We start from the raw sequence: 19,767 nt of genomic DNA, 5'->3' as shown, positions 1-19,767 counted from the left end.
CTCTTACTGCGCCTGCACCCGCAGCTCAGCTGCGGAACGACTGCGGTGACCCAACAATGCTTTAACATCACTGGACTTCGGTTTAACCAGGGTGAATTTCGAGGCGAATGCCGGCCAGTTGGCCAGGATTTCTTCGCCGCGCTGGGAGCCGGTCAGCTGAACGTGTTCGGTGATCATGCCTCGCAGGTGCTCTTCATGAATCGCCAGCTCTTCCACATTGAGTAATTCAACCAGTTCCGGGTTCACGCGTTTGCGGAATTCACCGTCTTCGTCGAGTACGTAGGCGAAACCGCCCGTCATACCAGCCCCGAAGTTAACCCCCGTTTTGCCCAGAATACAGACGATACCGCCGGTCATGTATTCACAGCCGTTATCGCCGATGCCTTCAACCACGGTAATCGCCCCGGAGTTACGCACCGCGAAACGCTCGCCTGCACGGCCTGCGGCATACATCTTCCCGCCGGTGGCGCCATACAGGCAGGTGTTGCCGATAATGGTCGCTTCGTGGCTGCGGAAGGCTGAGCCTACCGGTGGACGCAGAGAAATCAGCCCGCCCGCCATACCTTTACCGACATAGTCGTTGGCATCGCCGGTCAGGTGCAGCTCAACGCCGCCCGCGTTCCAGACGCCGAAGCTCTGGCCTGCGGTGCCGTTAAAGTGCGCCTTGATTGGATCTGACGCCAGGCCTTGATCGCCATGTTGCTGGGCAATGTAGCCGGAGAGCGAAGCTCCAATCGAACGGTCGGTGTTGCGAATATCAAACCAGAACGTTTTACTCTGCTTGTCGTCCACATACGCCTGTGCCTGGTTCAGCAGTTGTGCGTTAAGGTCGCCCTTATCGAACGGCGGGTTATGCTCGGTGCAGTACACCGCTTTGCCCGGCATCGGTTCAGCCGTTTTCAGCAGGGCAGAGAGATCCAGCTTCTGCTGCTTCGCCGTAAACCCGTCCAGCTCTTTCAGCAGGTCGGTACGGCCAATCAAATCAACCAGACGTTTCACGCCCAGCAGTGCCATCAGTTCTCGGGTTTCGCGGGCGATGAATTCAAAGTAGTTGGTCACTTTGAACGGCAGGCCGTGGTAATGGTTTTTACGCAGTTTGTCATCCTGAGTTGCCACGCCGGTAGCGCAGTTGTTCAGGTGACAAATTCGTAGGTATTTACAGCCCAGCGCAACCATTGGCCCGGTACCGAAGCCGAAGCTTTCTGCCCCAAGAATGGCTGCCTTGATGATGTCGAGGCCGGTTTTCAGCCCACCGTCCACCTGCAGACGAATCTTATGGCGCAGGCCGTTAGCCACCAGTGCCTGCTGGGTTTCCACCAGACCAAGTTCCCACGGGCAGCCCGCGTATTTCACGGATGACAGTGGACTTGCCCCGGTGCCGCCGTCGTAGCCGGCAATAGTAATCAGGTCTGCATAGGCTTTGGCTACGCCCGTTGCGATGGTGCCGACGCCCGGTTCGGAAACCAGCTTCACGGAAATCATCGCTTTCGGGTTAACCTGCTTCAGGTCGAAAATCAGCTGCGCCAGATCCTCGATAGAGTAAATATCGTGGTGAGGCGGAGGTGAAATCAGCGTCACGCCCGGCACGGAGTAGCGCAGCTTGGCGATATAAGGCGTCACTTTATCGCCTGGCAGCTGACCGCCTTCGCCCGGCTTCGCGCCTTGCGCAACTTTAATCTGGATAACGTCGGCGTTGACCAGGTAGGCAGGCGTCACCCCGAAGCGGCCGGAAGCAACCTGCTTGATACGGGACACTTTATTGGTGCCGTAGCGCGCCGGATCTTCGCCGCCTTCGCCGGAGTTAGAGTTCCCGCCGATACTGTTCATCGCTTCAGCCAGGGATTCGTGTGCTTCCGGGCTCAGAGCGCCGATGGACATTGCCGCGGTATCGAAGCGTTTGAACAGCTCGGTCGCTGGCTCAACGTCTTCAATTTTGACGGACTCGTCCTGCGGATTCAGCGCAAGCATATCGCGCAGCGTGGCGACCGGGCGCTCGTTAACCAGTTTCGCGTATTGCTGATAGTCGCTGTACTCGCCGCTCTGCACCGCTTTTTGCAGCGTCTGTACTACGTCCGGGTTATAGGCGTGGTATTCCCCGCCGTGAACGAATTTCAGCTGGCCACCTTGATCCAACGGCTTACGTACCAGCCAGGCGCGTTTGGACAGGTTCAGCAGATCCTGCTGGAAGTCGCCGAAGCCTGCCCCGCCGATGCGGCTGACCGCGCCCTGGAAGCAAAGCTCGAACACTTCTTTATGCAGACCCACCGCTTCGAACAGCTTAGAGCAACGGTAAGAGGCGATAGTCGAGATGCCCATTTTGGACATGATCTTGTACAGCCCTTTGTTGATGCCGTTGCGGTAGTTTTGCATCACGGTGCGGTAGTTTTTATCGATGGCGCCGCTGTCGACCAGCTTCGCCAAGGTTTCATAGGCGAGATACGGGTAGATAGCGGTCGCACCGAAGCCCAGCAGAACGGCGAAGTGGTGCGGATCGCGGGCGCTGGCGGTTTCAACAATGATGTTGGCATCGCAGCGTAGGCTCTTCTCAACGAGGCGAGTCTGGATGGCGCCCACGGCCATCGGGGCCGGAACCGGCAGGCGATTTTTCGCAATATTACGGTCGGACAACACCAGCAAGACGGTGCCATTCCGAACCATGCGTTCAGCTTCGTCGCACAGCGCCATCACCGTTTCGTGCAGCGACTTCTCGGTCACGTCGTAGGTGATGTCGAGCGTATCGGCGCGATAGTGTTCCTCTTCCAGCGTGGTGAGCTGCTGGAAATCAGACCACAGCAGAATCGGCGATTTGAAGCTCAGGCGGTGCGCCTGGCCTTCTGCTTCACAGAAGACGTTCATTTCGCGACCAATGCTGGTGGCCAGGGACATGACGTGGGCTTCACGCAGCGGATCGATTGGCGGGTTGGTCACCTGCGCAAACTGCTGACGGAAATAGTCGTAAATAATGCGTGGCTGGCTGGAAAGCACGGCAAATGGGGTGTCATCGCCCATTGAACCCACGGCTTCCTGACCATTCTCGCCCAGCACGCGGATCACTGAATCCAGCTCTTCGCTGCTGTAGTTAAACTGTTTCTGATAGCTGGCAAGCGTATCGTCGTCCAGCTCCCGCGAGCCCACTTTTTCATCCGGTAGGTCTTCAAACGGCACCAGGCGGCGAACGTTGTTCTCCATCCACTCTTTATACGGATGGCGGCTTTTCAGCTCGGCATCGGTTTCAGCGGAGTGCAGAATACGCCCGACGCGAGTGTCGATAACCATCAGCTCGCCCGGGCCAACGCGGCCTTTCTCAACCACTTCATCCGGCTGGTAGTCCCAGATCCCGACTTCAGAGGCGCAGGTGATGAGCTTGTCTTTGGTGATCACGTAGCGCGCCGGACGCAGGCCGTTACGGTCCAGGTTACAGGCGGCGAAACGTCCGTCGGACATCACGATCCCGGCTGGGCCATCCCACGGCTCCATGTGCATGGAGTTAAAGTCGAAGAAGGCACGCAGCTCAGGATCCATGTTTGGGTTGTTCTGCCATGCCGGTGGAACCAGCAAACGCATGGCGCGCACGATATCCATCCCGCCCGCCAGCAGCAACTCAAGCATGTTATCCATGGAGCTGGAGTCGGAGCCGGTTTCGTTCACGAAAGGTGCGGCGTCGTGCAGATCGGGGATCAGCGGCGTCTGGAATTTATAGGTACGGGCGCGCGCCCACTGGCGGTTACCGGTGATGGTGTTGATTTCGCCGTTGTGCGCCAGATAGCGGAACGGCTGAGCCAGCGGCCAGCGTGGCACGGTGTTGGTGGAGAAGCGTTGGTGGAACAGACAAATGGCCGATTCCAGGCGCAGGTCCGCCAGGTCCAGGTAAAAGCGCGGCAGGTCAGCCGGCATACACAGACCTTTATAAATGTTCACCAGGTTGGACAGACTGCAGATATAGAAGTCTTTATCTTCCTGGATACGTTTTTCGATACGGCGACGGGCGATAAACAGGCGGCGTTCCATATCGCGAGGGCGCCAGCCCGCCGGGGCGTTAACGAATATTTGTTCAATACGTGGCAGAGAGGAGAGGGCGATTTCACCGAGCACGTCTTTGTTCACCGGCACTTCACGCCAGCCAACAATAGACAGAGTTTCGTTTTGCAGCTCTTCTTCAACAATGCGGCGGCTGGCGCGGGCAAGCGCGTCATCCTGGTTCAAGAAAATCATGCCAACGGCATAGTTCTTGGCCAAACGCCAGTGGCGCTCTTCTGCAACAATGCGGAAGAAACGATCGGGTTTTTGCAGCAGCAGGCCACAACCGTCGCCGGTTTTACCGTCGGCAAGGATGGCACCACGGTGCTGCATACGGGCTAGCGCGTGAATAGCGGTACGCACTACCTTGTGGCTAGGTTCGCCTTCTATGTGGGCGATCAGGCCGAAACCACAGTTATCCTTCTCAAGGGATTTATCGTACAACATATCAGTGAACCTCCCCAGGCTCTACGTTACTCCCAACCGTTTGCGCGTGGACGCAGCAAGGGCATGGCGACGGGGTTTGCGCATCATACGCTTGCCTCGCGTGTCGCCCTCTTAATGTCCAACGCATCCGGTGTCACAAGTGTTGAGGACTTGCTTTAGAGGGAATCTCAATTACTGCATAAATATGATGGGCACAGAACCCATCCAGAAAGCTTCCAGCGGATTTCCAACTTATCGGGAAAGAGCACACAGGTCAAATGGCATTCTTATTTATACGGAATCGTACTAAGAGTGGCTTAATTTAATGAATTTAATGGTTTTTTTTGCTTTTTTGGCTGTGGAGGGACAACCGTGAACGCCGAGTGTTATGTGATCGTCCTCACTATCCGAAAGGCCGTGAAACTCCAGACCATGCTGGCATGAATGATATTGCCAGCATGATATGCTGCTTAACCCCCGCAGAGTGCAGCATGACACTGTTTTTCACCGTTCGTCATATTCTTTAAATAAAGGGCAGCGTCATAAGGAAAAGTAATCAAGCGCTGTGTGAATAGAGTTGCACTTATTTTGAGTTTATATGCAATAGATAAGGCTGCGCCGAAGCGATTGATCCAGGTCATCGCCGGTGCGAGAAGAAAATGGCAGGCTAGGTCCCTTTTTCGGGACGGCCCATCAGATTATGCAGTTACAGAAATTAGTCAATATGTTTGGCGGCGATCTCTCTCGTCGCTATGGGCAAAAAGTCCATAAACTCACGCTGCATGGTGGTTTCAGTTGCCCCAATCGCGATGGGACTATCGGGCGCGGTGGCTGTACTTTTTGCAACGTGGCCTCTTTCGCTGACGAAGCGCAGCAGCACAATTCCATCGCTGAGCAGCTCGCACACCAGGCCAGCCGGGTGAACCGTGCTCAGCGTTATCTGGCCTATTTCCAGGCCTATACCAGCACCTGGGCTGAAGTGCAGGTGTTGCGGTCGATGTACCAGCAGGCGGTGAGCCAGACCAGCATCGTGGGGCTGTGCGTCGGTACCCGGCCTGACTGCGTGCCCGACAGCGTGCTGGATTTGCTAAGCGATTATCATGCACAGGGCTATGAGGTATGGCTGGAGCTGGGGTTACAGACGGCGAATGACAAAACGCTGCACCGTATCAACCGGGGGCACGATTTTGCCTGTTATCAGGAAACTACCCGCCGGGCCCGAGCGAGAGGTTTAAAAGTTTGCAGCCATCTGATTGTCGGTTTACCGGGTGAAGGCCAGCGGCAATGTATGGACACGCTGGAGAAAGTGGTTGGAACCGGTGTGGACGGCCTGAAGCTGCATCCTTTGCATATCGTTGACGGCAGCATAATGGCCAAAAGCTGGCGGGCTGGTCGCCTTGAGGGGATCGCGCTGGATGAGTATGTCGTCACCGCGGGAGAAATGATTCGCCATACACCGCTTGATATCGTGTTCCATCGTATTTCGGCTAATGCCCGGCGCCCAACCTTGCTTGCGCCTTTATGGTGTGAGAACCGCTGGGCCGCGATGGTGGATATCGACAGGTATTTGCGGACGCACGGGGCGCAGGGGTCAGCGCTGGGTACGCCGTGGGATCTCTCAGTTCTTTCGTAAATCCTGAGCCCGGTTCCTTTTTGCGGTATATTTAGCGCATCCAAGGCGAAGGAATCGTTCCATGAAGCAAATTCGGTTATTGGCGCAGTATTACGTTGATCTTATGGTGAAGCTGGGGCTGGTGCGCTTCTCCCTACTGCTGGCCTCGGCGCTGGTCGTGCTGGCGATGGTGGTGCAAATGGCCGTCACCATGCTGCTGAGCGGCCAGGTTGAAAGTATCGACGTTGTCCGCTCTATCTTCTTTGGTCTATTGATTACACCCTGGGCGGTTTACTTCCTGTCGGTTGTGGTTGAACAGCTTGAGGAGTCCAGGCAGCGGCTGTCGAAGCTGGTGGAAAAGCTGGAGGAGATGCGCGAGCGCGACCTCATTCTGAACGTGCAGCTTAAGGACAATATCGCCCAACTAAACCAGGAAATCGCCGACCGTGTCAAAGCGGAGGCCGAGCGCCAGACCATGCTGGAGCAGCTCAAAGTTGAGATGCAGGAGCGCGAAGAGACGCAAATCCGGCTTGAGCAACAATCCTCTTTCCTGCGCTCTTTCCTTGATGCTTCGCCCGATCTGGTCTTCTATCGCAACGAAGACCGGGAGTTTTCAGGCTGCAACCGGGCGATGGAACTGCTGACCGGCAAGAGCGAGAAACAGCTTATCCATCTCAAGCCGCAGGATGTGTACTCTGCCGAAGCCGCTGAGAAAGTGCTGGAAACAGACGAAAAAGTGTTTCGTCATAATGTATCTCTGACCTATGAGCAGTGGCTGGATTACCCGGATGGCCGCAAAGCCTGCTTTGAAATTCGTAAAGTGCCTTATTACGACCGCGTCGGTAAACGCCACGGGCTGATGGGCTTTGGCCGCGATATTACCGAGCGTAAACGCTATCAGGATGCGCTGGAACGTGCGAGCCGGGATAAAACCACCTTCATCTCCACCATTAGCCACGAGCTGCGTACGCCGCTGAATGGCATTGTCGGCCTAAGTCGTATTCTGCTGGACACCGATCTCACCGCCGAGCAGACCAATTACCTGAAAACGATCCACGTGTCGGCTATCACGCTGGGAAATATTTTCAACGATATCATCGATATGGATAAGCTCGAGCGCCGCAAAGTGCAGCTCGATAACCAGCCGGTGGATTTCACCAGTTTCCTTGCCGATCTGGAAAACCTCTCAGGCCTACAGGCTCAGCAGAAAGGGCTGTCATTTGTGATGGACCCGACGCTGCCGCTGCCGCACAAGGTGGTGACGGACGGGACGCGTCTGCGCCAGATCCTCTGGAACCTGATCAGCAATGCCGTGAAGTTCACGCCGAAAGGGGGATTAGTCACGGTACGCGTTCGTTACGAAGAAGAGAGCTGCCTGCGCTTTGAGGTTCAGGACTCCGGGATTGGCATTCCGGTGGACGAGCAGGACAAAATCTTTGCTATGTACTATCAGGTTAAAGACAGTCACGGCGGCAAGCCCGCGACAGGAACGGGGATTGGGCTGGCGGTTTCTCGCCGTCTGGCAAAAAGCATGGGCGGGGATATTACCGTGACCAGCAAACCGGGTGAAGGTTCGCTGTTCACGCTGACCGTTCAGGCGCCGAGCGTGGCCGAGGAAGTGGAAGACACGCTGGAAGATGACGATATGCCGCTGCCTGCCCTGCATGTGCTGCTGGTGGAGGATATTGAGCTTAACGTCATCGTGGCGCGTTCTGTACTCGAGAAGCTTGGCAATAGCGTTGACGTAGCAATGACTGGGAAAGACGCGCTGGAGATGTTTATACCGGGCGAATATGACCTTGTGCTGCTGGATATCCAGTTGCCGGATATGACCGGGCTTGATATTTCTCGCGAGCTGAATAAACGCTTTAGCAAAGAGGAACTGCCGCCGCTGGTGGCGCTAACGGCCAACGTGCTGAAAAACAAGACTGAGTATCTTGAGGCCGGGATGGATGACGTGCTGAGTAAGCCGCTCGCCGTGCCGGCTTTGATGTCGATGATCCAAAAATTCTGGGATAAGCAGATAACGGATAAGGAGCCTGTGGTGACAAAAGTCGATAGTGAAAAACAGCAAGCATTACTCGATATTCCGATGCTCGAACAATATATCGAGCTGGTGGGCCCAAAACTCATTACCGATGGCCTGGCGATGTTTGAAAAAATGATGCCGGGTTATTTAGAGGTGCTCGATTCCAATATGACCGCGCGGGATAACAAAGGCGTGGTGGAAGAGGGGCATAAAATTAAAGGTGCGGCAGGCTCCGTTGGTTTACGGCATTTACAGCAGGTTGCCCAGCAAATTCAGTCCCCGGACTTGCCTGCGTGGTCTGATAATGTCGGTGAATGGATCGAAGAGCTGAAACAAGAGTGGCAACATGACGTTAGCGTATTAAAAGCGTGGGTTGCGGAAGCTGGAAAAAAATGACCCCGGCCAGGCCGGGGTGCGCGAATACTGCGCCAACACCAGGGAAAACAGGGTTGCGCCTTTTTTAGCGTTGAATTATTGAACGGCACAACCAGCAATTCGCGTGCTGTCAGCCATATAAGATAGCAAACCTTAAAATATTTGTTACGTGAATCAGTAAAATATGTGAAGCATAGCGATCAAATTAACGTGGCTGATACTGATTCACCCGGAACGAAAAGGAACTGATGGATGAAAAAAATAGGCGTAGTGCTGAGCGGCTGTGGGGTTTATGACGGCAGTGAGATTCATGAGGCCGTATTAACGCTGTTGGCCATTTCTCGCGCTGGTGCGGAAGCCGTTTGCTTCGCGCCGGATAAACCTCAGTCTGACGTGATCGATCATTTAACCGGTCAACCTGCAGCAGAGACTCGCGATGTGCTGGTGGAGGCTGCGCGTATCACTCGCGGCAATATTCAGCCGTTGCGTGAGGCTTTGTCTGAAAATCTTGACGCATTGATTGTGCCCGGTGGTTTTGGCGCGGCTAAAAATCTAAGCACCTTTGCTTCAAAGGGGGCAGATTGTGACGTTGATGCCGATCTCCGTCGCGTTGCACGGGAATGCCACGAGCAGGGTAAGCCGCTCGGTTTTATGTGTATTGCCCCGGCGATGCTGCCAAAGATTCTGGATATGCCTGTGCGTCTGACCATCGGCACCGACATAGATACCGCAGAGTTACTGGAAGCCATGGGGGCAGAACACATCCCTTGCCCGGTGGATGATATCGTGGTGGACGAAGAACAGAAGGTTGTCACCACTCCTGCTTACATGCTCGCGCAAAACATCGCTGAGGCCGCTGCCGGGATCGACAAGTTGGTTGCCCGCGTGCTGGAACTTAGCGCATGAGTAAAGGGCGTTTCGCGCCGTGGCAGTGGGTTAAACGCTGGCTGCTAAAAGCTGTTCTGGCGGTTTTGGCGGTTTGGTTCATGGGCATCCTGGTCTTCCGCTTCCTCCCGGTGCCGTTTTCCGCAGTGATGGTGGAGCGGCAGTTCAGCGCGTGGTTCAGCGGTAACTTCGGTTACGTTGCCCATTCTGACTGGGTTTCCATGGATGATATTTCGCCGTGGATGGGGCTGGCGGTGATCGCCTCTGAGGATCAAAAGTTTCCCGAGCACTGGGGCTTTGATACTGATGCTATCGAAAAGGCGCTGGCCCATAATGAACGCAACGAAAATAGGGTACGAGGCGCGTCGACGCTTTCCCAGCAAACCGCAAAAAATTTGTTCCTGTGGGATGGACGGAGCTGGCTACGTAAAGGGCTGGAAGCCGGCCTCACGGTGGGGCTCGAAACCGCGTGGAGCAAGCGACGTATTCTGACGGTGTATCTCAATATTGCCGAATTTGGTGAAGGTGTTTTCGGCGTGGAAGAAGCCTCCCGTCGTTACTTCAACAAGCCAGCTAGCCGCCTGACACCTGCCGAAGCAGCGCTGCTCGCCGCCGTCCTGCCTAACCCAATTCGTTTTAAGGCTAATGCGCCTTCAGGCTATATTCGCCAGCGCCAGCAGTGGATTTTGCGACAGATGCGCCAGCTGGGCGGTGAGTCGTTCCTTGAGCAGCACAATTTAAAATAAGCCGCATCCAACGCACTCGTGCACTCTCCACGACAAGGTAAACGCTATCATGACCTCTTGCCTGAAAGAAGATACCGCCCGGCAAATTGTCCAGCGCACCATGAACATCATCGATCACTCGGTGAATGTGATGAGCGAGCAGGGGGTGATTATTGCCTCTGGCGATCCCCGCCGTCTGTATCAGCGTCATGAAGGTGCTGTCCTGGCGCTGACGGAAAACCGGACCGTGATTATTGATGAAGCTTCTGCCCGGCGGCTGAAAGGGGTTAAACCCGGTATTAATTTGCCCATCGTCTTTCGCCAGAAAATCGTTGGCGTGGTGGGGATTTCTGGTGAGCCAGAGAAAGTGCAGGCTTATGCCGAACTGGTCAAAATGGCGGCCGAGCTGATCCTTGAGCAGGCGGAAATGCTTGAGCAAAATCAGTGGGAAAAGCGCTACCGGGAGCAGCTCGCCGCGCAGATTATTTCAGGCCAGCAAAGTCTGGCGGAACTGCGCCCTATGGCCAGCGGCCTTGGCGTAGACCTTGAGTTGCCAAGGGTTGCGCTGATGATTCATTTTCCCTCTCGGGATGTTTTGCGTCAGCGGGAGCTGCTCGAGCGGCTTGGCGGCTACGACAGCCAGGCATTAGTCACGCCATTCGGCTTTGAACAAATCGCAATGCTGTTGCCCCAGGGCATTGGGCGGCCCGAGGAGCGGCAGGCATTGCTGAAAAAAACGCTGCGCAAACTTCATTCTCAGCTGCTGGCGCATTTTGAAGTCACCCTGTCAGTTGGGGGATGCTTCGACGGCGACGACGCGTTACGACGCTCCTGGCTTAGCGCCGTGGCGCTGCATGAGATGGCTTCACGGCAAAAAATTGGCCGGTCGATTTTGTACTATCAGGATCTTTTATTGCCTGTGCTGCTCAACGGACTTTCCGGCAGCTGGCAGGCCGAGGAAATGGGGCGAGCATGGAAAACGCTTTGTGAAGCCGATCCGAAAGGCGTGCTTCGCCGCACGCTGCGCTGCTATTTTGAACAGAATTGTGATCTGTCTCAAACGACAAAATTGCTGCATATTCATGTCAATACATTGCGCTATCGGCTAAGTAAAATAGAGTCTATAACAGCTTTAGATATTAATAAGTTAGATTCAGTTCTTCAGCTGTTTATTGGTATGCAGCTCAGCGACTGATTTGTAGTAATCTACAAGAAAACGTTTCTTTCACCGCCCATTTTCTGGTGTTTTCTCTCAAGCTATTCGCTGCCCGCTCAGGGTAATGTCCCGCCGTACCTTTAGATCTCCCTAAAAAAATCAAAACAGGAGTGATTCATGACCACGGTTTCGGCTCTGGGCGCCCTGGTGGCGCTGGTTGTTTCTATTGTCCTTATTTTACGCAAGGTTCCTCCGGCCTACGGCATGATTGCTGGCGCTCTGGCTGGCGGGTTAGTTGGTGGCGCTGATTTAGTGCAGACGCTTTCGCTTATGATTACCGGGGCGCAGGGGATTACCAATGCAGTACTGCGCATTCTCGGGGCAGGCATACTGGCAGGAGTTCTGATTGAGTCCGGGGCGGCCAACACGATTGCCGAAACCATTGTCCGTAAGGTGGGTGAGAAAAGGGCGCTGTTCGCTTTGGCCGTGGCGACCATGTTGCTGACCGCCGTCGGCGTATTTATTGATGTTGCCGTTATCACGGTCTCTCCTATTGCCCTGGCGATTGCCCACCGGGCCGATATTTCGAAAATGGCTATACTGCTGGCGATGATTGGCGGCGGAAAGGCTGGCAACGTTATGTCGCCCAATCCTAATACGATTGCGGCGGCTGACGCTTTCCACGTTCCACTCACCGACTTAATGATGGCGGGCGTCGTACCGGGTCTGTTTGGGCTGGTGCTCGCCTATTTCCTGGCGAAGCGGTTGCAGCATCGGGGCTCTAAAGTTGCCAGCAGTGAGTTGATTGCCGGGGAAAAAGAAAAGGCCTTTCCAGCGTTTGGCGCGGCAATAGCGGCGCCGCTGGTGGCTATCTGCCTGCTTGCACTTCGCCCGATTGCCGGCATTGCGATTGATCCGCTGGTTGCGTTGCCGATAGGCGGCCTGATTGGGGCTATATTGATGGGGCAGTGGCGGCAGACAAACCATTTTATGGTGTCGGGGCTGGCGCGTATGTCTCCGGTGGCGATTATGCTGCTGGGGACCGGAACGCTGGCCGGGATCATCGCCAACTCCGGCTTGAAGGATGTACTGATTAACGGTTTAACGGCCTCCGGTATGCCGTCCTACCTTCTGGCACCTTTTTCTGGGGCGCTGATGTCAATGGCTACCGCATCAACAACGGCAGGGACGGCGGTGGCTTCTGCGGTGTTTAGCTCAACGCTTGTCGATATGGGGATTTCTGCACTCGCCGGGGCGGCAATGATCCATGCCGGGGCGACGGTGCTTGACCATATGCCGCACGGCAGCTTTTTCCATGCCACCGGGGGCAGCGTGAATATGCAGGTTCATGAACGCTTAAAACTGCTTCCCTACGAAACAGCCGTTGGTTTGGCCATCGCATTTGTTTCAACCCTGATGTTTGGTGTGTTTAATTTAGCGGGTTAATGAGGTTGCCATGAAAATTGTTATTGCCCCCGATTCTTTCAAAGAGAGCCTTAGCGCGATGCAGGTCGCCGAGGCCATTGAGCAAGGTTTTCGCGAGATTTACCCGAACGCAGAGTATATCAAGCTGCCGATGGCCGACGGAGGAGAAGGGACCGTTGAATCGATGGTTGCCGCGACGCACGGGCAAATTATCCCTGTAACAGTGACCGACCCGCTGGGGCTGCCTGTTGAGGCTTTCTTTGGCATCACGGGCGATGGTGTAACAGCCATCATTGAAATGGCGGCCGCTTCAGGGCTGCATCTGGTGCCGCCCGAAAAACGAAATCCGCTGCTGACCGGCACTTTTGGCACCGGGGAGCTTATTCTGGCGGCGCTGGATCGCGGCGCACGTAAAATCATTATTGGTATCGGTGGCAGCGCGACCAACGACGGCGGGGCCGGCATGATGCAGGCGCTGGGCATCAGGCTTCGTGATGCACAGGGTAATGAGCTTTGCGCAGGTGGTGCTGCCCTGGCTGAGCTTGCAGAGATTGATGTTAGCCAACTGGATGCCCGCCTGGCACAGTGCGACATTCTGGTGGCCTGTGATGTTGATAATCCGCTGTGCGGTGAGCGCGGTGCGTCAGCGGTCTTTGGGCCGCAGAAAGGCGCTACGCCCGAGCAGGTTATGCGGCTTGATACTGCACTCAGGCTTTATGGCGAACGGCTGGAGCGCATCAGTGGTAAGGATGTGATTACCGTGGCAGGTGCCGGGGCGGCAGGGGGCATGGGGGCGTCTTTGTTTGGTTTGCTTCATGCCCGCCTGCAGCCCGGTGTGGAAATTGTCACCGAAGCTTTGCGGCTTGCCGAGGCTGTTCAGGGGGCGGACCTGGTTATCACCGGAGAAGGGCGTATAGACAGCCAGACCATTTATGGCAAAACGCCGATAGGCGTGGCGAGAGTGGCGAAGCGTTTTCAGGTGCCGGTTATCGCGCTGGCTGGCGGTATGACGACTGATTACGGCGTAGTCCATCAGCACGGGCTCGACGCTGTGTTTTCGGTGCTTAATCGGGTTCAGACGCTGCCGGAGGCGTTGGAAAAGGCGGGCGAGAATATTTGCGTAACAGCGCGTAACGTTGCCGCAGTATGGAAAATAGGGCGCGGTTAGATCCGCGCACAGCGGTTAGTCTTCGTCAAATCCGGCATTGAACAGAGCAATCACGGCCGCCAGGGCTTGCTCTTCTTCCGGGCCTGTGACTTCTATTTCTATGTGGCCTCCTTTGGCGGAGTCCAGCATCAGGAGGGCAATCACGCTGCTGGCTTCAGCTTCGGTGCCCGCTTCGTTTCTCAGCATCACTTCCGCGTCAAAACTTTGTACCAGCTCAAACAGTTTCATCGCCGGGCGTGCGTGCATGCCCAGCTTGTTGGTGATTTCAACGGTCTGCTTTACGCTCATGTTTTACGTTTTTCCAGCGTGCGGTGACGGGACTGGACGTTCTTCCCGCGTGAGCGGAAGTAGTCGGCCAGCTGCTCTGCAATATAAACCGAACGGTGTTTACCGCCGGTACAGCCAATCGCCACGGTTAGGTAGCTACGGTTGTTGGTTTCCAGCATCGGTAACCATAACTCAAGATAGCTGCGGGTCTGGTAGATAAAATTGTGTACTTCTGTGTGCCTGTCGAGGAAGGCGGCGACCGGGCGATCGAGGCCGGTCATTGGACGCAGTTTTGGATCCCAGTGCGGGTTAGGAAGAAAACGCACGTCGAACACATAATCGGCGTCAATCGGTATGCCGTGCTTAAAGCCAAAAGACTCGAACACCATGGTGAGTTCGCGTTCACGTTTACCCAACAGGCGAGTACGCAGCATCTCCGCCAATTCGTGTACCGACATTTCGGAGGTGTCGATGATAAGGTCCGCGCGGGATTTTAACGGTTCGAGGAGATCGCTTTCTTCATCAATCGCACTTTCCAGAGAGAGATTTTTGCTGGAAAGCGGATGAAGGCGGCGCGTGTCACTGTAACGGCGGATTAGCGTATTACGATCGGCATCAAGGAACAGTAGCTGCGGAGAAAAAGCGTCCGGCAGGCTGTCCATTGCGTGCTCGAAGATTTCCGGCGACTCCGGCATGTTGCGCACGTCTATGCTGACGGCAGCAGAGATTTGCCGATCGGCAAGCGTTTTTGCCAGCTCTGGCAACAGGACAACCGGCAGGTTATCCACGCAATAGAATCCCATATCTTCCAGTGCGCGCAAGGCTACAGACTTCCCTGAACCTGAGCGGCCGCTGACAATCATCAGCACCATGTAATCATTCTCCCGATTTATCTGTCTGAGACATCAAACGCGCCGATTATTCATTTTCGCTGTCGTGATCGACTTCTGTTTCAGTAATTAGCTGGTAAAGCTCTTCGTCACTGCTGGCTGAGCGCAGCCTGCGACAAATGGTTTTATCCGCCAGACGCTTGGCCACCAGGGAAAGCGTGTGCAGGTGGGTTTTTGTCTGGTCAGCAGGTACCAGTAACGCAAATAACAGGTCAACCGGTTGATTGTCGATGGCATCAAAAGCGATTGGCGTTTCCAGTTGAATAAAGACGCCGACTGCGCGAAGCGTATCTTCCTCCAGCTTGCCGTGGGGAATAGCGATACCGTTGCCAATGCCGGTACTGCCCATACGCTCACGGGTCAGTACGGCTTCGAAAACGACCTGCGGTGGAAGGCCAAGCTGTTTGGCTGCCAGTTCGCTGATGATTTCCAGCGCACGTTTTTTACTCTGGCAGTGGACGCCACTGCGAGTACATTCCTGGTTAAGGACATTGCTCAGTTGTAGAGCGGAATCGTTGTTCATCATAAGTTCACCTAAGCACTTTTGTGCAAACGGCCCGCTACTTAAGCAGCGGGCCGGCCATATGCACATCGGATGCCCGGATTATCAGTGTTGTTTTAGTTTATCTTTGTGTTTCGTTAACTGTCGGGCCAGTTTATCAATCAGGCCGTCAATCGCCGCATACATGTCCTGGCCTTCGGCACTGGCATGCAGTTCTCCACCGTTCACATGCAGCGTAGCATCCGCTGTATGGGTGACTTTTTCCACCTTTAATACAATATAGACTTGGTTGATTCTTTCGAAGTACTGCTCCAGTTTGGCAAACTTCGAGTTCAGAAATTCACGCAGTGCTTCAGTGATCTCGACGTTTTGTCCCGTAATGTTGAGCTGCATAGTGTCTTCCTTATCGGTGAAGTCACACCAGCTGTTTACGCTGGTTTGACGGTGGAATGGATAAAGATTCTCGGTACTTCGCAACTGTGCGGCGCGCCACCATAATACCTTGATCCGACAGTATTGAGGTTAACTTACTGTCGCTCAGCGGTTTGGCGGGGTTTTCCGCAGCAATTAACTTCTTCACCAGCGCCCGAATTGCCGTGGAGGAGGCTTCACCGCCGCCTTCGGTATTGACGTGACTGGAGAAGAAATATTTCAATTCAAAGATGCCGCGTGGGCTATGCAAATATTTCTGAGTGGTCACCCTAGAAATTGTCGACTCGTGCATGTCCACAGCCTGAGCAATATCGGCCAGCACCATCGGTTTCATGTGTTCTTCACCGTGCTCAAAGAAGGCCTGCTGCTGTTCGACAATGCATCGGCTCACGCGCAATAACGTATCATTGCGACTTTCCAGGCTTTTAATCAACCATTTCGCTTCCTGCAGGTTGCTGCGGATGAACTGCGAGTCGCTGTCATTGCGCGTGTTGCCGCTCATGGCTGCGTATTGCTGATTGATTTTGAGGCGCGGGATGCTGTCTGCGTTAAGCTCTACAACCCAGCGCGCCAGGTGTTTACGCACCAGTACATCAGGAATAACGTACTCAGGTTCACCCGTTTGGATCGACTGGCCGGGGCGAGGATCGAGGGACTGAATCAGGCACATGGCCTCTTTAAGCGCGTCCTCTTTGATACGCGTGACCCGCATCAACGTCCGGAAGTCGTGATTTGCCAGCAGATCTAAGTGATCGCTAACAATAAGCCGGGCTTCCGCCAGCCATGGGGTCTCTTTGGCGTACTGAGAAAGCTGAATTAACAGGCAATCGCGTAAGTCTCGTGCTGCGACACCGACGGGATCAAAACGTTGGATGCGTTTGAGGACGGCTTCTACTTCGTCAAGGCTCACATCGTCGTGGCCCAGACTTTCCAGAATGTCTTCCAGCGGCACGGTGAGATACCCGGTTTCATCCACTGCATCGACAATAGACGTCGCAATAGCGGCGTCCGTATCGGAAAATGGCGTCAAATCGACCTGCCACATCAGGTAGTCCTGCAGGGACTGGGTGGTCTCGCCCTGGTAGACAGGCAGCTCGTCGTCCAGATAGTCAGTTCCCGTACCTGAAGGGGTACCGGCGGTGTAAATTTCATCCCAACTGGCATCCAGCGGCAGCTCTTCGGGCATCTCTTTCTGCTCGAGGGCTTCACGGGTGTCCATTGCTTCGCTCTCAGGCACTTCCTGAGTATCGATCTCATCATGCAGGTCGGTTTGCTCAAGCAATGGATTACTGTCCAGTGCCTGCTGGAGTTCTTGCTGAAGCTCTAACGTTGAGAGCTGAAGCAGACGGATGGCCTGCTGCAGCTGGGGCGTCATAGCAAGTTGTTGGCTAAGCCGTAATTGCAAACCTTGCTTCATGTTCAGAGCAAACGTCCTCAAATAAGTCGTTTAAGACTTCCCACCCTATCAGAGTCTGAACTCTTCGCCCAGATAGACTCGCTTAACTTGCTCGTCTTCAAGGATTTCTTCCGGTGTACCGTGGGCAATCAGGTGCCCCTGACTAACGATGTAGGCGCGTTCGCAGACGGCCAGCGTTTCGCGGACGTTATGGTCTGTAATCAATACGCCGAGGCCGCTGTCACGCAGGTGCTCGATAATGCGTTTGATATCAATAACGGAAATAGGATCAACCCCGGCAAAGGGTTCATCCAGCAAAATGAACTTCGGGTTTGCCGCAAGCGCGCGAGCAATTTCTACGCGGCGGCGCTCACCGCCGGACAGTGACTGCCCGAGGTTATTACGCAGGTGCGAAATGTGGAACTCTTCCATCAGTTCATTAGCGCGGTCTTCACGCTGTTCTGAAGTCAGATCGTCACGAATCTGCAGCACCGCCATCAGATTATCAAAAACGCTCAGGCGGCGGAAAATTGACGCTTCCTGCGGCAAATAGCCGATGCCGCGACGAGCTCGAGCGTGCAGCGGCAGCAGACTGATGTCTTCTTCATCAATAATGATGTTGCCTGCATCGCGTGGCACGATCCCCACTACCATGTAAAACGTCGTGGTTTTACCGGCGCCGTTTGGCCCGAGCAGCCCAACGATTTCACCTGATTTAACGGTCAGGCTGACGTCTTCGACTACGCGGCGGCCTTTGTAGGCTTTGGCCAGGTTTTTCGCAATTAAAGTTGCCATAACGAATCAGTTACTCTTTTTCGGTGCTGGTTGCTGGCCGTTTTTGTTTTGCAGCTGAGACGGCACCAGCACGGTGGTCACGCGTTTGCCTTTCTCGCTAAACGCCTGCATTTTTTGCTCTTTCACCAGGTAGGTGATCTTGTCGCCGGTGATGTTGCTGTCCAGCTGTTCAAGGTAAGCGTTGCCGGTCAGTACAACGAAATCTTTAGCCAATTCATAATGCATGGTGGACGCGTGGCCTTTTACCGGCTTACCGTTGTCCTGCATTTGATAGAAAGTAGCAGGGTTACCGTAGCCATCAATCACCTCTTTGCCTTGTTCACCGCCAGGGCGGGTCACAACAACTTTATCGGCGTTGATTTTGATCGTGCCCTGAGTCACAACGACATTGCCAGTGAAGGTAACGACGTTGCCCTGCATATCGAGAGACTGTTGGTCGGATTCGATATGAATAGGTTGGTCGGTGTCACCGGTCAGTGCCCAGGCTGACAGCGGTACGGCAAAAAGCGAACCAAGCAGAACAAGTTTAAGGCTGAGTTTGTTTATTCTGGATTTCATATGAGGTTTTAACCTTTTCAATCAGCTGTGCAGTTTGGCTGCGTAAGTTGCCACGCATTTTCAGGCCGCTGGAATTAAATGTGGTGCCGTACAAAGTCACCAGGTCGTCAGAAGCGACATCCTGAGTAATTAAATTCACCTGCGCATTGTCCGTCGTGATTCTGCGTAACTGAGAGTCAGGTGTTAACGCTGTGACGACAACGTTGCCATACAAATAAAGCATTTTGTCATCGGTAAGTTTGGCGCGATCCGCCTGAATTTCCCAGGTGGCGATTTTATTTTCATCGTACTGGGTCATGACGGGCTTGGTGAACCATGAAATACCCGTATCCGAGAAGTATTCAACGTGTTGAGCAATAAGCTTATAGTTCAGCGCGCCCTGTGGGTTGTATACGACTGTCGTGGAAAATTCGCTTTGATAAGTTGGCGTATCGCTGTTAACGGTTACGCCGGATTCGTCCTTCTCCGTCAGATTCAGGCCGATAAGCACTAATGCCGCAATGGCAAGCAGGAAAATAATCCAACGTCTGGTCTTGCTCATATGGATTGTCCTTTCGCCTCATCAAGCTTGCCTTGCGCCATCAACAGGAGATCGCAGATTTCCCGCACTGCGCCTCGCCCGCCGCTGATTCTGGTCACGTAATCCGCTTTTGGCGTCAATAATGGGTGGGCGTCTGCAACGGCAACGCTTAAACCGACCCGTTCCATGACTGGCCAGTCGATCAGATCATCGCCAATGTAGGCAACCTGATCGGGAGAAAGCGCAACCTTTGACAACAGATCGTGAAACGCCACAAGTTTATCGGATTGCCCTTGATAAAGGTGGGTAATGCCCAACGTTTCGCAGCGATCTTCCAGCAGTTTTGCTTTCCTGCCTGTAATAATAGCGACTTCAATTCCGGAGGTTAGGGCGCAGCGAATGCCATAGCCATCGCGTACGTTAAAGGCTTTCAGCTCTTCACCGCTGTTGCCCATGTAAATAAGGCCGTCAGACATCACGCCGTCAACGTCCAGAATCAGCAGGCGAATCTCTTTCGCTTTCGCTATGACCTGCGCGCTTACCGGCCCGTAGCAGGTATTAAGCAGCGCATCATGGTTACTCATTAAGG

The 19,767-nt window shown here is 54.4% G+C and carries 17 protein-coding genes; 7 read left to right on the top strand and 10 right to left on the bottom strand.

All coding sequences use genetic code 11. The annotated features are described in order from the left end of the window. Positions 1 to 3 precede the first annotated feature (3 nt). Positions 4 to 4,464, bottom strand: coding sequence for a glutamate synthase large subunit (gene gltB / locus ACR6JA_RS15100; protein WP_494493798.1), 4,461 nt, complete (start codon positions 4,462 to 4,464; stop codon positions 4 to 6). Positions 4,465 to 5,143: 679 nt separating this feature from the next. Here gltB and mnmL point away from each other — a divergent pair. The 7 genes from mnmL (at position 5,144) to ACR6JA_RS15065 (ending at position 13,818) form a co-directional block, all read left to right on the top strand. Further along, complete coding sequence (gene mnmL / locus ACR6JA_RS15095; RefSeq protein ID WP_494493797.1) at positions 5,144 to 6,076, top strand: tRNA modification radical SAM protein MnmL/YtqA; 933 nt, start codon at positions 5,144 to 5,146, stop codon at positions 6,074 to 6,076. A 61-nt stretch (positions 6,077 to 6,137) separates the two neighbouring features. Next, positions 6,138 to 8,480: an aerobic respiration two-component sensor histidine kinase ArcB gene (gene arcB, locus ACR6JA_RS15090; RefSeq protein ID WP_213715437.1), complete on the top strand. Its 2,343-nt coding sequence runs from the start codon at positions 6,138 to 6,140 to the stop codon at positions 8,478 to 8,480. 231 nt (positions 8,481 to 8,711) lie between these two features. Then, the gene (elbB, locus tag ACR6JA_RS15085) at positions 8,712 to 9,365 is read left to right on the top strand and encodes an isoprenoid biosynthesis glyoxalase ElbB (protein ID WP_494493796.1); all 654 of its coding nucleotides are present in this window, start codon (positions 8,712 to 8,714) and stop codon (positions 9,363 to 9,365) included. After that, positions 9,362 to 10,090, top strand: a complete 729-nt coding sequence (mtgA, locus tag ACR6JA_RS15080) for a monofunctional biosynthetic peptidoglycan transglycosylase (protein ID WP_166877750.1) — start codon at positions 9,362 to 9,364, stop codon at positions 10,088 to 10,090. Before elbB ends, mtgA begins: the two co-directional genes overlap by 4 nt. Positions 10,091 to 10,136: 46 nt before the next feature. After that, entirely contained in the window at positions 10,137 to 11,264 is a 1,128-nt protein-coding gene (locus ACR6JA_RS15075; protein ID WP_494493816.1) for a sugar diacid recognition domain-containing protein, read from the top strand. Between the two features lie 138 nt (positions 11,265 to 11,402). Next, positions 11,403 to 12,671: a GntP family permease gene (locus tag ACR6JA_RS15070; protein WP_494493795.1), complete on the top strand. Its 1,269-nt coding sequence runs from the start codon at positions 11,403 to 11,405 to the stop codon at positions 12,669 to 12,671. 10 nt (positions 12,672 to 12,681) lie between these two features. Then, a complete protein-coding gene (locus tag ACR6JA_RS15065) occupies positions 12,682 to 13,818 on the top strand; it encodes a glycerate kinase (protein ID WP_494493794.1) in 1,137 nt (378 codons plus the stop codon). A 15-nt stretch (positions 13,819 to 13,833) separates the two neighbouring features. Here the strand turns inward: ACR6JA_RS15065 and npr are convergent, their stop codons facing one another. The 9 genes from npr to kdsC form a co-directional block, all read right to left on the bottom strand. Then, positions 13,834 to 14,106 (bottom strand): PTS phosphocarrier protein NPr, encoded by a 273-nt coding sequence (gene npr, locus ACR6JA_RS15060; RefSeq protein WP_008454837.1) that lies wholly within the window; start codon positions 14,104 to 14,106, stop codon positions 13,834 to 13,836. Next, positions 14,103 to 14,957 carry an RNase adapter RapZ gene (gene rapZ, locus ACR6JA_RS15055; protein WP_008454836.1) on the bottom strand — a complete coding sequence of 285 codons (855 nt, stop codon included), beginning with the start codon at positions 14,955 to 14,957 and terminating at the stop codon, positions 14,103 to 14,105. The genes npr and rapZ overlap by 4 nt, the downstream gene beginning before the upstream one ends. A 46-nt stretch (positions 14,958 to 15,003) precedes the next feature. Beyond that, the gene (ptsN, locus tag ACR6JA_RS15050; RefSeq protein WP_494493793.1) at positions 15,004 to 15,501 is read right to left on the bottom strand and encodes a PTS IIA-like nitrogen regulatory protein PtsN; all 498 of its coding nucleotides are present in this window, start codon (positions 15,499 to 15,501) and stop codon (positions 15,004 to 15,006) included. A gap of 81 nt (positions 15,502 to 15,582) precedes the next feature. Then, positions 15,583 to 15,870: a ribosome hibernation promoting factor gene (hpf, locus tag ACR6JA_RS15045; RefSeq protein WP_008454833.1), complete on the bottom strand. Its 288-nt coding sequence runs from the start codon at positions 15,868 to 15,870 to the stop codon at positions 15,583 to 15,585. Between the two features lie 22 nt (positions 15,871 to 15,892). Further along, positions 15,893 to 17,326, bottom strand: coding sequence for an RNA polymerase factor sigma-54 (gene rpoN / locus ACR6JA_RS15040; protein WP_494493792.1), 1,434 nt, complete (start codon positions 17,324 to 17,326; stop codon positions 15,893 to 15,895). A gap of 48 nt (positions 17,327 to 17,374) precedes the next feature. After that, positions 17,375 to 18,100 (bottom strand): LPS export ABC transporter ATP-binding protein, encoded by a 726-nt coding sequence (gene lptB / locus ACR6JA_RS15035; RefSeq protein WP_045784120.1) that lies wholly within the window; start codon positions 18,098 to 18,100, stop codon positions 17,375 to 17,377. Between the two features lie 6 nt (positions 18,101 to 18,106). Further along, positions 18,107 to 18,658 carry a lipopolysaccharide ABC transporter substrate-binding protein LptA gene (gene lptA, locus ACR6JA_RS15030; protein ID WP_008454829.1) on the bottom strand — a complete coding sequence of 184 codons (552 nt, stop codon included), beginning with the start codon at positions 18,656 to 18,658 and terminating at the stop codon, positions 18,107 to 18,109. Continuing rightward, on the bottom strand, positions 18,627 to 19,199 hold the full coding sequence (lptC, locus tag ACR6JA_RS15025; protein ID WP_166877761.1) for an LPS export ABC transporter periplasmic protein LptC: 573 nt from the start codon (positions 19,197 to 19,199) through the stop codon (positions 18,627 to 18,629). The genes lptA and lptC overlap by 32 nt, the downstream gene beginning before the upstream one ends. Next, the gene (gene kdsC, locus ACR6JA_RS15020; protein ID WP_213715442.1) at positions 19,196 to 19,762 is read right to left on the bottom strand and encodes a 3-deoxy-manno-octulosonate-8-phosphatase KdsC; all 567 of its coding nucleotides are present in this window, start codon (positions 19,760 to 19,762) and stop codon (positions 19,196 to 19,198) included. The genes lptC and kdsC overlap by 4 nt, the downstream gene beginning before the upstream one ends. Between the last annotated feature and the right edge of the window lie 5 nt (positions 19,763 to 19,767).

The organism is Cedecea sp. B1(4), from assembly GCF_059414925.1.
The sequence above is the reverse complement of the archived record's forward strand: the minus strand, read 5'-3'. Positions and strand labels throughout refer to the sequence as shown.